Raw genomic sequence first — 12,000 nt, 5'->3', positions numbered from 1 at the left:
GTGCTCCTCCTCGTCGACGCTGTGCGGGAGGTCGATGCCGTGCTGGGCGGCGAGCCGCAGGAGCGAGGCGACCCGGCCCTCGTACGCCTGGACGCCGTCGGCGTCCCCTTCGGCCCGGGCCGCCGCGAGGTCCCGGCGGGCCTGGGCGAGCTGCTCGCGCAGCTCCTGGTCGAACATGGCTGTCATCGGTCGGCCTCCGCACCGGTCGGTGCCCGCTCGGGGGAACGCAGGGGGGTTTTCAGCCTCCCGGACGGTGGGTCGGTCTTCAAGTCCCGCTCCGCCTGGTGGCGGCACGGCGGTCGAGGGCGGGGCCCGGACCGGGCCGGGAGGTCAGGCGTCGGCAATGCGCGGGTAAAAGATGGTGCGCGGAGTGCCGTCGGGTCCCGGGAGGGGGCTTGACGAGGCAAATCGGCGGGGCGAAGGTGAGCAGCTGACATGTGATGTGTGCTGTTGCACCGCCCTTGGCGGCAGCCGCCCCGCGCCGTCGGCCGGGGCCGGCCGATGCGTGAGGGGGAGCGTCATGGAGTTGGAGCTGCGGCACCTGCGCGTGCTGTGCGCCATCGCCGACACCGGGAGCGTCGGCCGGGCCGCCGCCCTGCTCGGCGCCTCGCAGCCGGCGACCAGCACCCAGCTGCGCCGGATCGAACGCCACCTGGGCGCCCCGCTGTTCGAACGCACCGCCGCCGGTGTCGCGCCGACCGGCTTCGGGGTGGAGGTGCTGGCCGCCGCCCGGGAGCTGCTCACCCGCGCCGACGGCCTGGGCCGCCGCGTGGAGGACTCGGCCGCGCCCGCCCCGCGCGAGCTGCGGCTGGCGGCGACCAACGCCCCGATCCTGCCCGGGCTGGTCACCAGGGCCCGGCACCAGCGGCCCGGGCAGCGCTTCACCGTGACGTCGGTCTACCGCTCCTCGGACATCGTCGAGCTGCTGGAGCGGGGCGAGGCGGACGTCGCGGTGGCCGTGGACTACCCGGGCCGGGAGCTGTGCCACTCGCCGTCCGTCGCGCACCGGGGCATCGTCACCGAGCCCGTCTTCGTCGCGCTGCCGGCCGGCCACCGGCTGCGGCACCGCACCGAGGTGGCCCTGGCGGACCTCGCGGAGGAGGAGTGGTTCCTCACCCCCGACGACGGGGCCGGCTGGCACGGCGTCTTCCACGGGGCCTGCGCCGCGGCGGGCTTCGCCCCGGTGACCGTCCACGAGTTCCTCGGCGGCCGGCTGGAGCTCCAGGAGATGATCGCCGCCGGGCTCGGCATCTCCGTCGTCCAGGCCACCACCCGGCCGCTCGCCGAGGTGGTGGTCAAGCCGCTGGCGGGGACGCCGATCTGGGTCCGGCAGCTGCTGGTCTGGCGGCCGGCCGGGGTGGGCGGGGAGGTGGTGGAGACGCTGTTCGGTGCGGCCGCCGCGGCGTACCGGGACCTGATCGCGGCCGCGCCGAGCTTCCAGGCGTGGGCCGCGCGGACGTACCGGTCGTAGCGGCGGTGGGTGGCGGGGCCGTGTTATGGCCGGACCCGGAAATGTCATATGACCTGTGACATTGTTCTGACCTTCCGTCGCTGGCAGGATCATGACGCGTTCCCCCGACGTCTCGGCAGTCCTCCCAGCGCCTCCCCCACAGGAGAAGGACCCCACCAGTGCGCCCACGGATACCCCTCCCCACCCTGCTGGCCGGCCTCGTGGCCGGCTGCTGTGCCGCCGCCACGCTGCTGCCCGCCACGGCGTCAGCCGCCTCGGCCGCCTCCGGTGCTTCCGCCGCTCCCGCCCGGCCCGCGGCCGGTGCCCCGACGGCCGACCCGGGCTCCGTCCTGCCGAAGCCGCTCGGCGCCTTCCTCACCGTCGACCCGGCCGCCCAGGCCCGGGCCGCCGAGGACCTCGCCCCCGTGGCCAAGCCGCTGCCTCCGGCGCTGCTCGGCCAGGTCGTGATGGGCCAGCCGGCCGGCACCGTCGTGCAGACCGCGCCGCGCCCGGCCGAGCCGAAGGCGCCCCCGGCCGAGCCGGCCCTTGCCGCCCGCGGCGCCGCCGGCGCGGCCGCCGCCGCGCAGAGCTGCACCCCGGCCGACTTCGGCAGCCGCAGCGGAGCCGACCTGGTCTCCTTCATCGAGGGCTCGACCACCGACTGCGTCAACACGCTGTTCAACGTCACCGGCGCCGACGCGGGCAGCGTCTTCAAGGAATCGAAGATGCTCACCGTCGCCGACGCCTTCCGGACCATGGCGGCCGGCTACACCGGCGACAACTCGACCGCCATCCTGCAGCTCGTGCTCTTCCAGCGGGCCGGCTGGTACGTGCAGTCGAACAACACGGACGCGGTGGGCCCGTACGGCGCGGCCCTGACCAGCGGCTCCAAGGCCGCCCTCGACGCGTTCTTCGCCGCCCCGCACCGCACCGACGTCAGCGACGCCAACGGCGCCGTGCTCAACGAGGTGCTGGTGCTCACCGACAGCGCCAACCTCCAGGGCAGCTACCTGGGCGTCTACAAGCAGGTGCTGACGGCGTACGACAACTCGTACAACGCCTTCCCGAAGATGCTCAAGGCGGTCAACGCGGTGCTCTCCGCGCCGCTGTGGCGGGGCAACTGGAACCCCGACTTCGTCAGCGCGGTCGGCGCCGACCCGAGCATCGGCGCCACCCTCGGCGACTTCGCGCTCAACCACAAGGACCTGCTCGGCACGGCCAACGCCTACCTGGACGTCAACGCGGGCAACGACCTCGGCCGGATGGCCGGCGACGGCCCGGTGGTCGAGGCCGCGGTCAAGGGCAAGGTCAAGGCCGTCCTCGACGGCGCGCAGATCACCGGCGCCACCGGCCCGCTGTATGTCCACACCGCGTACCAGGCCAACAACTTCGACCCCGGCCAGTGCTCGTACTACGGCATCTGCGACCTGCCGGCGAAGCTGACCGCCGCGGTGCTGCCGAACCAGCTGGTGTGCGACAACCGCACCATCCGGACCGAGGCCCTGTCGCCCGCCGACCTGGCCGCGGTCTGCGCCAGCCTGCGCGGCGAGGACACCTTCTTCCACAAGCTGGTGAAGGACAACGGCCCGATCCCCGGACAGTACGACAAGGAGCTCACCCTCGCGGTCTTCGCCAGCCAGGCGGACTACCTGACCTACTCCTGGGCGATCTTCAACAACTCCACCGACAACGGCGGACAGACCGTCATGGACCCGACCGACCCGAACAACCGGGCCGTGTGCGTGATGTACCAGAAGTCCTGGAACGACGGCTTCACCGCCAACGTGTGGAACCTCAACCACGAGTACACCCACTACCTGGACAACATCTACGACCTCAAGGGCAACTTCTCCACCGAGATCTCCGTCCCGGACATCTGGTGGATCGAGGGCGTCGCCGAGTACCAGTCCTACGCCTACCGGGGCACCACCGACACCCAGGCGATGGCCGAGGCCGCCAAGCACACCTACAAGCTGAGCACCCTCTTCCAGAACACGTACGGCAACTCGGACACCGTGCGCACCTACCCGTGGGGCTACCTGGCCGTCCGGTACATGGTCGAGAAGCACCCGGCGGACATCGACGCCATGCTCGCGCGCTTCCGCACCGGCGACTACCAGGGCGGCTACGCGGTCTACAACGGCATCGGCACCCGCTACGACGCCGACTTCGACGCCTGGCTCGACACCTGCGCCGGCGGCGCCTGCCTCGCGGCCGGCCCGACCGCGCTGTTCGGCCAGTCGGTCTCCGGCGCGACCGTCACGCTGACCGACAAGTCCGTCCAGACCGGCGCCGGCCGGCTCACCGCCTGGCACTGGACCTTCGGCGACGGAAGCTCGTCCGACCAGCAGAACCCGACCCACACCTACGCGGCCGCCGGCACGTACACCGTCGCGCTGACCGTCACCGACGACACCGGCAGGACCGCCAGCACCCCCGCCTCCGTCGCCGTGACCACGGGCGGCGGCGGCCCCACCACCCCGCCGGCCTGCACCGACCCGCGCACCGACGCGCTCGGCAGGAACTGCTCGCGCGCCAACCTGTCGGCCACCGCCGGCAACCTGGACTACCTGTACGTCTACCTGCCGGCCGGCACCAGCACCCTGAAGATCACCACCTCCGGGGGCACCGGCACCGCGTACCTGTACTACAGCGACAGCACCTGGGCCTCGCCGAGCGCCTACACCGCCTCGTCCACCAACGCGGGCACCACCCAGAGCATCACGGTGACCAACCCGACGGCGGGCTACCGCTACGTGAGCCTCTACGCGAAGAGCGACTTCAGCGGGGTGACCGTCAGCACCCAGTTCTGATCCGTCCCCTTCCGGCGCGGGCCGGGTCCGTGGCAGCCGCCGCGGGCCCGGCCGTCTGGCGTTCCGGCGCCTGGCTGCTTCGGCGCTTCGCCGGCGGCCCGTCCGGTGGTCCGCCGGTGGTCCGTCCGGTGCTCCGGTGGCTGCCGTCCGGCGCTGCGGTGACGGCCGGGTTGCGCGGGGGCGTGCGGCAGGTGTGCGGGCGGTGTGCGCACGCCCTTGTTGTGCTAGCACTTGAGCGCTAGCTTGAACGGCATGGGTAAGAAGCAGCTGAACGTGCGGGTCGACGCCACGACCGCCGAGATGGCCCGGGAACGGGCGGAGCAGCAGGGGATCTCCATGAACCAGTACATCGAGCGCCTGGTCCAACAGGACATGGGCGAGTCCGGACGGGCCTTCGTGGACGCGGCCGCGCAGTTCATGAAGGAGTACGAATCGGCCTTCCTCGCCGAGTTCGCGGAGCCCGGCGACCTCCAGGACGTGCGCCGTTGAAGCTGGAGGTGGACCTCTCGTGGCTGCTCATGACCGCCGAGCAGTACACGCCCGGTGATCCGCAGGTCACCGACTACGGCTCGCTGCTCGCGGCGGTCACCCGCCACCAGGCCGAGATATTCGACATCTCGGTCTACCCCGAACCACAGGACCGCGCCGCCGCGCTGATGCACCAGCTGATCCGGGTGCCCGCACTGGAGAAGACCAACGAACTCTTCGCGACCGCCGTCGCCTACGCCTACCTCGTCGCCAGCGGCTGCACCGTCGCCACCACCGCCCGGGAGGTGCGCAGCCTCTCCCGGGCCATCCGCGAGGGGCGGCTCGGGGTGTCGGGCGTCGCCGAGCGGCTCGCGGCCTGGGTGGTGGACGAGGCGGAGGGGGAGGAGGTCAGCGGGGCGGACGAGGAGGACGAGGACGACGACTGACCGGCGCCGTCCCCGCTCCTGTCGGGACCTTCCGGCGGCCTGTTATGCGGGGGGCTCCTGCCGCGTGACAGGCTCCTGCGGGGCGGCGGGCTCCGCGATCAGGGCCGTCGCGAAGGCGCGGAAGCCGGCCCGGCGGTAGATCCGGGCGACGTCCTCGTCGGCGGCGGACAGGAACACCGTCCGCACCCCGTTCGCCCGGGCGTGCGCGACCAGGGCCGCGGTGACCGCCAGACCCAGCCCGCGACGGCGCGCGGACGGGAGCGTGCCCACCCCGGCCACCTCGGTGACCGGGCCCACCGGGTTGTGCTGGCCCGCGCACAGGACCGTGCCGTCCTCGACGGCCGCGGCCAGCACGGTGGTGCCGGTGGCGATCCGCCGGGCGATCCGCTCCGCCGTGCCGTCGGCCGCCAACGTCGCCGCGCTCTCGGCGAGTTCGGCCGCACCGGCCGGGCCGACGGCGGTGCCCGGGTCGGCGAAGGCCAGGTGCGGGACGGCGACGGCGGCCGCCAGTTCCGGTGCGTCCGGTGCCAGCACCCGGACCTCCACCTCCTTCGGCAGCTCGGGCGCCGGGGCCGCCTCGTCCTGCGGGCCCAGCACCAGCAGCGGGTGCTCGTGCACCGTCAGGCCCGCCGCCTCCACCGCCGCGCGCAGCTCCGGGTTCTGCTCGGCCACCCACTCGAAGGCCTCCGGCGCGCCCACCTCCCGCTGCCGCTCCAGCACCCGGCGGACGTCCTCGGCGGTGGCGGCGGGGCCGGTGTGGCCGAGGGTCGGGCGGGCGTAGTACGGCCAGCCGGCCCCGTCGCGGAGGAACAGGGTCAGCGGCCCGAAGTCCTCGGCGCGGGCGGCGCTGCGGGGCACGGCGTCGTAGTAGCGCTCGATCTCGTCGAGCAGGGGGCGGTCGTGGGCATGATCATCAGGGGTCACGGCGTGCATCCAAGCAGGGGCGGGGGAGGGGCGCCACCGGTTTGTCGGGGCGGGCCGCGGTTCCCCGGGGCGGTTCATGGCTCGTTCGGGCCCGGTGCCGTCGCTCCAGGACCCGCGCGGCGTCGCCCCGGGGGCCGATTGTTGCCGAACGCTTACCCGCCCGCAGCGATCTTGTGCGGCCGCGGCGTGCATGCTGAAGGCTTTACAGCTCTGCCGAGGGGGACGGCGGACGTCTGCACGAGGCGAGGCAAGGGGGAAGACAGGCCGATGAGGCTCTGCTTTCTGGTGGAGGAACACTACCGGCGCGACGGCATGCCGCTCGACGTGGCACGCCAACTCACCGCATGGGGGCACCGGGTGGACGTGTTGCGCCCCGGGGACTCGCTGCTGGCGATCTCCGAGGAGGTCCGGGCCGGCAGCCACGACGCCTGGGTGCTCAAGACCGTGTCCGGCGGGCCCGGGCTGACCCTGCTGGAGTCGGCCGCCGCGGTCGGCCTCACCACGGTGAACGACGTGCGCTCGATCCGCGGGGTCCGGGACAAGGCGCTCGCCGCGGTCATCGGCCGTACCCGTGGCCTGCCCGTCCCGGTGACGTACGCGGCCGCGCGCTGGGAGCGGCTGGCGGAGATCCCGGCCGCGGAGTACCCGCTGGTGGTCAAGCCCGCCGACGGCAGCTCCGGGCGCGCGGTGCGGCTGGTGCGCAGCCCCGAGCAGCTGCTGGAGGTGGGGCCGGAGCTGGCGGGGGAGGGGCTGCTGATCGCGCAGCCGTACGTGCCCAACTCCGGGACCGACCTCAAGGTGTACTGCGTCGACGGCGAGCTCTTCGCGACGGAACGTTCCTCCCCGCTGCACCCCGGGCAGGGCGTGCGCGAGCGGCAGGTGCCGCTGCCGGGGAGCGTCGCGCGGATCGTGGCGCAGGTCGGCGAGGTGTTCGGGCTGGACCTGTACGGGGTGGACGTGCTGCTGGGGCCGGACGGACCGGTGGTGGTGGACGTCAACGACTTCCCGAGCTTCCGGCAGGTGCCGGACGCGGTGGCCCGGGTCGCCCGGGCGGTGCTGCGGCTCGCGCGCAGCGGCACGGCCGTGTCGCTGCCCGCCGGGCCCGCCGAACTGGTGTCCGCGGGCGGCGACCCGTACGGCCAACGGGGCTTCGGCGAGGGGGAGTTGCTGTGAAGGTCGGGCTGATCACCGGCGACCCGGGGCACCCGGTGCTGGCGGCGGCCGCCGAACTGCTGGTGCGCCGGGGGCACGAGGTCGCGGCCGTCCCGCCCGCGGGGCCCGTGACCGGGCTCGCGGACGTCTACCTGCTCAAGGCCCGCACGCCACAGGCGCTGGCGCTGGCCGGGGAGTTGGAACGGCGGGGCGCGCCGGTGGTCAACTCGGCGGCGGCCACCGGGCTGTGCCAGGACCGGGTGCGGATGGCCGACCTCGCCCGCGCCGCCGGGCTGCCCTTCGCGGCCACCGACGCGGTCGGCCTGCTGGGTGAACTCGTCGGTCCCGCCTACCCGTTCGTGGTCAAGAGCCGGCACAGCAGGCGGCACGACCTGGTCGCCCGGGTGGACGGGCCGGGCCGGCTGCGCGAACTCGCCGAGCGCTGGCCGGAGGAACCGGTCGTCACCCAGCCGTTCGTCCCGGGGACCGGCTGGGACCAGAAGCTGTGGGTCGTCGACGGGCAGGTGTTCGCGGCCCGGCGGCAGTCCGAACTCGCCACCGGCACGGGGAAGTCGGGGCGGGCCGAGGACTGGGAGCCGTCCGCCGGGCGGGCGGCGCTCGCGCTGCGCGTGGGCGAGGTGTTCGGGCTCGACGTGTACGGGGTCGACCTGCTCGACGGGCCCGCCGAGCCGGTCATCGTGGACGTCAACGCCTTCCCCGGGGTCCGGGGCCGGGCCGGTGCGCCGGAGGCGCTCGTGGCGCTGGCGCTGCGGGTCGGGGCGGAGCGGGCGCGCGAGCGGGGGCGAGCGCTCGCGGGCTCGGGCACGGGGTAGGGCGCGGGGCAGGGCCGGCGCGGGGCGTCGGGGTGGGGCGTCGGTGTGGGGGTGACGGCCTGGGGCGTCGGGTCCGCCGGGGTCGTTAGGCTGGCTGGCGCCCCGACCGGCCGGGGCGTACGGCGAGAGAAGACGGAACCTTGCTCCAGGACATCGAGCGCTACCTGGCCTGCCCGCACTGCGCGCAGGCCCTCACCCGGCACGACCGCAGCCTGCGCTGCCCGGCCGGGCACAGCTTCGACCTCGCCAAGCAGGGCTACGTCAGCCTCCTCGCCGGCGACGCCCACACCGGCACCGGGGACACCGCCGAGATGGTCGCGGCCCGCGCGGACTTCCTCGCCGCCGGGCACTACCGGCCGATCGCCGAGGCGCTGGCGGAGGCCGCCGCCGACGTCACCGGTGCCTCCGACGGCCTGGTCGCCGACCTCGGCGCCGGCACCGGCCACTACCTGGCGCACGTCCTGGACGCCCTGCCCGGTACGGTCGGCGCGGCCCTGGACATCTCCAAGTTCGCGCTGCGCCGGGCCGCCAAGGCCCACCCCCGGATCGGCGCCGTGGTGTGCGACGCCTGGCGGCCGCTGCCGCTGCGGGACGCCTCGGCCGAGCTGATGCTCAACGTCTTCGCGCCGCGCAACGGGCCCGAGATCCGCCGGGTGCTGCGCCCCGGCGGCACCCTGCTGCTGGTCTCGCCGACCGCCCGGCACCTGCGTGAACTCGTCGGCGCGCTGGGGCTGTTGTCGGTGGACGAGGAGAAGCAGCGGCGGATCGACGAGAAGCTCGGGCCGTACCTGGAGCCCGCGGGGCGGCGCGAGGTCGAGTTCACCCTGCGGCTCGGCCCGCAGGACGTGCGCACCGTCGTCGGCATGGGGCCGAGCGCCTGGCACACCGACCCGGAGCGGCTCGCCGCGGCGCTCGCGGAGCTGCCGGAGCCGGTCGAGGTGACGGCCTCGGTGACGGTGGCCGCGTACCGGCGCTGAGCGCCACGTTGGGATGAATCTGCCGCGCAGGCACGTTTCTGCCGGTCGGCCTGCGGCTAACGTCCGACAGGTGAACCGCGACGCCACCGTGCCCGCAGGGCCGTCCCACCTCCGACCGGGCGCCCCGGGGCCCGACCGGCCGCCCGTGCCGCGACCCACCGTCGAGGAGCTCCGACTCACCTCGTTCAAGTCCTACCGGCGCGCGGTGCTGCCGCTCGCGCCCCTCACCGTGCTGCACGGGCCCGCCGGCGTCGGCAAGTCCAACGCCCTCGACGCGCTGGCCGTGCTGTCCCGGCTCGCCCTCGGCGAGGAGATCGCCGACTCGCTGGACGGGCTGCCCGGGCGCACCGGCCCGCTCGCCGCACCCGTCCGCGGCGGCCTCGACGGGTGCGTCCCGCACGGGCGGGACGCGATCAACCTCGGCTGCACCGTCCGCTCGCCGCACGGCCTGATCCGGCTCGACGTGGTGATCCGCACCGACGGCCCGGTCCGGATCGCCCGGGAGTCGCTCACCCTCGACGGCCGGACCCTGATGGACACCGGCGAGCAGGACGTCCGCAACCGGCGGGTCAACGTCTGCTGGCACAACGACACCCGCCAGGGCGACATCCGGGCACCGTTCCCCAGCGGCACGATGATCACCGCGCAGCTGCCGCTGCGGGTCGCGGGCTCCTCGGCCGGGGAGTGCCTCGTCCTCGCCGCCACCGAGGACCTGCTCACCGCCCTGCGCGAGGTCTTCCCGCTGCACCCCGTCCCCGCGCTGATGCGCGGCTGGGCCCGGGCCGACCCGCAGGCCCGGCTGCGCAGCAACGCCGCCAACATCTCCGCCGTCATCGCCCGGCTGAGCAACGAGTGCCCGCGCCGGTACGGGCAGCTGCTGCGCGCCGTGCAGGCCGCCGCGCCGCACCCGCTGCTCGGGCTCACCCTGGCCGAGCGCGAGAGCGCGGGCGTGAAGCGGGTCCTCGCCGTCTTCGACGAGGGCGTCCTCGGGCGCACCGGGGCCGACCAGGCCTCCGACGGCATGCTGCGCCACCTCGCCTTCGCCGCGGTGCTGCTGACCGGGGCCGGGGTGCTCGACCTCGACGTGGCTGCCGAGGTGCCCTGGGCGCACCGGCAGCTCACCGTGCTGGCCGAGGACCTGGGGGCGGGGCTCTCCGTCGAGCAGACCGGCACGCTGCTGCGGCTGGCGCGGGAGATGGCGGAGCGCAGCCAGCTGCGGGTGGTCGCGGCCCTGCAGGAGCCGGCGGCGGCGCGCGAGGTGCTGGGGGGCGGGACCGGGGGCGGGGTGGTGCTGGTCGAGTGCCGGCGGGATCCGGACTCGGGGTTCACGGTGCTGCGGCCGGAGACGGTGCGGGTGCCGGCCCAGAGCGGGCGCGGGGAGGCGGCCGGGGCCGGGGCTGGTGCGGTGGACGGGGAGGCGGTGGACGGGGACGTGGTGGACGGCGGTGCGGTGGGCCTGGATTCGGAGGCGGGCAGGGGCCGGGCGGAGGAGACGGCGGGGGCGGAGGAGTCGGCCGGATTCGCGGGGAGCGGCGGGGTGTCCTCGGCGGGTGGTGGGGCGGCGGGCCGGGATGCGGTAGACCTGGAGGGGTGAGCGAACGAGTGACGGGGCCGACGGAGCCCACCGTGGATGTCCTGCGGCAGCGGTTGGTGGATTTCGCGTCGGCCCGGCGGTGGGAGCCCTTCCACACCCCGAAGAACCTGGCGGCGGCGCTGAGCGTGGAGGCGGGGGAGCTGCTGGAGATCTTCCAGTGGCTGACGCCCGAGCAGGCGGCCGCGGTGATGTCCGACCCGGAGCGCGCGCACCGGGTGCACGACGAGGTCGCGGACGTGCTGGCGTACCTGCTGCAGTTCTGCACGGCGGTCGGGGTGGATCCACTGGAGGCCCTGGCGGCCAAGATCGAGCGGAACGAGCTCCGCTTCCCGGTGCCGACGGACGAGGGCGACGCCGACCGGGACGCGGGCGGCGCCGACCACGCGGGCGGTGCCGACCAGGAGACGGTCGAGGCCGCCGGGAGCGTGGCCCGCGCGCCCGAGAAGGCGACCTCCGTCAACCCGGACGTGGACGACCAACCCGTGTGAGGGACGAAAGTTATCCACAACCCCGGACTTGTCCACAGCTTCTGACAACGTGGATGCGCGCTCGCGCACTTCCTCGCACGCTTTCGCCGTGACCAGCCGTCACCACGCGGACCGCCCCTCCCGGCGGCCCGGGTCGACGGCGACAGCGAGCGGGAGGAGCGGTGGCCATGGAGGCGCTGCGACTGATCAAGACGGCCCGGTACGCCCTGGCCGAGGCCAGGCACGTACCGGACGTACTGGCGGAGGCGCGGCAGGCCGCGCTGCTCACCGAGGCGGTGGGCGCCAGGCTGGCGGAGTCGGAGGACGAGGAGCTCACCGGGCTGGGGCAGCAGCTGTCCGAGGCCGGGGCGCACGCGGCGGTCTGCCTGGACCGCTCGGTCGTCCGGGCCGCCCTGGTGAGCGGCGGCCGGGCCGCGCGGCTCACCGACCTGGGGGACTTGGCGCCGGCCCTGGGGGCGTTGGACGGGCTGCTCCAGGAGGTCGGCGAGACGCTGGTGGTGCTGGCCTGCGGAGCGGACACCGAGAGCCTCTACTGGACGTGCATCGACGGTGTGGATGCGGTCTCGGAGTGCAAGGACCTGACGGTGCGGCTGCGTGCGGCGGCGCTCCGGGCCGGGGAGGCGGAGCCCGCCGTGCTCGGCGGGGCGGAGCGGGAACGCGAGCGGGCGGGTGGTGGGGCGCCGTTACTGGTGGTCCGGCTCGGTCCTCCGGGTGAGACCGGTCCGCCGGGCGGTGACGGTGGCGGTGCGGCGAGCGGTGGCCCGCCCTCCGGCAGTGGCCCGCCCTTCGGCGGCGGCCCCCCCCGGGGGGGGGGGGCGGCCCGGGGGGGCCGGGGGGGCGCGGACCCGGGGCCCC

At 74.8% G+C, this 12,000-nt stretch carries 11 protein-coding genes and 1 pseudogene; 10 read left to right on the top strand and 2 right to left on the bottom strand.

The features are described 5' to 3' along the window. Nucleotides 1–186, bottom strand: a 186-nt coding sequence (locus ACFU6K_RS15580; protein ID WP_380663386.1) for a hypothetical protein, incomplete at its 3' end; no start/stop codon positions are given. Between the two features lie 334 nt (nucleotides 187–520). Here ACFU6K_RS15580 and ACFU6K_RS15575 point away from each other — a divergent pair. The 4 genes from ACFU6K_RS15575 (at nucleotide 521) to ACFU6K_RS15560 (ending at nucleotide 5,177) form a co-directional block, all read left to right on the top strand. Beyond that, nucleotides 521–1,471, top strand: a complete 951-nt coding sequence (locus ACFU6K_RS15575) for a LysR family transcriptional regulator (RefSeq protein WP_380663385.1) — start codon at nucleotides 521–523, stop codon at nucleotides 1,469–1,471. Nucleotides 1,472–1,629: 158 nt separating this feature from the next. Next, entirely contained in the window at nucleotides 1,630–4,263 is a 2,634-nt protein-coding gene (locus ACFU6K_RS15570; RefSeq protein WP_380663384.1) for a collagenase, read from the top strand. Nucleotides 4,264–4,515: 252 nt separating this feature from the next. Next, complete coding sequence (locus ACFU6K_RS15565) at nucleotides 4,516–4,752, top strand: toxin-antitoxin system HicB family antitoxin (protein ID WP_355260484.1); 237 nt, start codon at nucleotides 4,516–4,518, stop codon at nucleotides 4,750–4,752. Next, complete coding sequence (locus ACFU6K_RS15560; RefSeq protein WP_049659745.1) at nucleotides 4,749–5,177, top strand: hypothetical protein; 429 nt, start codon at nucleotides 4,749–4,751, stop codon at nucleotides 5,175–5,177. The genes ACFU6K_RS15565 and ACFU6K_RS15560 overlap by 4 nt, the downstream gene beginning before the upstream one ends. Nucleotides 5,178–5,219: 42 nt before the next feature. Here the strand turns inward: ACFU6K_RS15560 and ACFU6K_RS15555 are convergent, their stop codons facing one another. Then, nucleotides 5,220–6,110 carry a GNAT family N-acetyltransferase gene (locus tag ACFU6K_RS15555; RefSeq protein ID WP_380663382.1) on the bottom strand — a complete coding sequence of 297 codons (891 nt, stop codon included), beginning with the start codon at nucleotides 6,108–6,110 and terminating at the stop codon, nucleotides 5,220–5,222. Between the two features lie 258 nt (nucleotides 6,111–6,368). Here ACFU6K_RS15555 and ACFU6K_RS15550 point away from each other — a divergent pair, with 258 nt between their 5' ends. The 6 genes and pseudogenes from ACFU6K_RS15550 to ACFU6K_RS15525 all read left to right on the top strand — a co-directional run. Beyond that, complete coding sequence (locus ACFU6K_RS15550) at nucleotides 6,369–7,274, top strand: RimK family alpha-L-glutamate ligase (RefSeq protein ID WP_380663381.1); 906 nt, start codon at nucleotides 6,369–6,371, stop codon at nucleotides 7,272–7,274. Continuing rightward, the gene (locus ACFU6K_RS15545; RefSeq protein WP_380663379.1) at nucleotides 7,271–8,086 is read left to right on the top strand and encodes a RimK family alpha-L-glutamate ligase; all 816 of its coding nucleotides are present in this window, start codon (nucleotides 7,271–7,273) and stop codon (nucleotides 8,084–8,086) included. The genes ACFU6K_RS15550 and ACFU6K_RS15545 overlap by 4 nt, the downstream gene beginning before the upstream one ends. A gap of 140 nt (nucleotides 8,087–8,226) precedes the next feature. Further along, nucleotides 8,227–9,063 carry a putative RNA methyltransferase gene (locus ACFU6K_RS15540; protein ID WP_380663378.1) on the top strand — a complete coding sequence of 279 codons (837 nt, stop codon included), beginning with the start codon at nucleotides 8,227–8,229 and terminating at the stop codon, nucleotides 9,061–9,063. 145 nt (nucleotides 9,064–9,208) lie between these two features. Further along, nucleotides 9,209–10,657: an AAA family ATPase gene (locus tag ACFU6K_RS15535; protein WP_380663376.1), complete on the top strand. Its 1,449-nt coding sequence runs from the start codon at nucleotides 9,209–9,211 to the stop codon at nucleotides 10,655–10,657. A gap of 8 nt (nucleotides 10,658–10,665) precedes the next feature. Next, nucleotides 10,666–11,007: pseudogene (locus tag ACFU6K_RS15530) on the top strand (nucleotide pyrophosphohydrolase); the annotation flags it as partial. Nucleotides 11,008–11,312: 305 nt separating this feature from the next. After that, nucleotides 11,313–12,000: DUF6099 family protein (locus ACFU6K_RS15525; protein ID WP_380663374.1), on the top strand; the 688-nt coding region annotated here is incomplete at its 3' end.

The organism is Kitasatospora sp. NPDC057512 (genome assembly GCF_042802135.1).
Classification (GTDB): Bacteria; Actinomycetota; Actinomycetes; order Streptomycetales; family Streptomycetaceae; genus Kitasatospora.
The sequence above is the reverse complement of the archived record's forward strand: the minus strand, read 5'-3'. Positions and strand labels throughout refer to the sequence as shown.

Bases quoted from the DNA above. Each gene is read 5' to 3' on its own strand.
- ACFU6K_RS15575 (WP_380663385.1), top strand. From the start codon at position 521: ATGGAGTTGGAGCTGCGGCACCTGCGCGTGCTGTGCGCCATCGCCGAC.
- ACFU6K_RS15565 (WP_355260484.1), top strand. From the start codon at position 4,516: ATGGGTAAGAAGCAGCTGAACGTGCGGGTCGACGCCACGACCGCCGAG.
- ACFU6K_RS15555 (WP_380663382.1), bottom strand. From the start codon at position 6,110: ATGCACGCCGTGACCCCTGATGATCATGCCCACGACCGCCCCCTGCTC.
- ACFU6K_RS15550 (WP_380663381.1), top strand. From the start codon at position 6,369: ATGAGGCTCTGCTTTCTGGTGGAGGAACACTACCGGCGCGACGGCATG.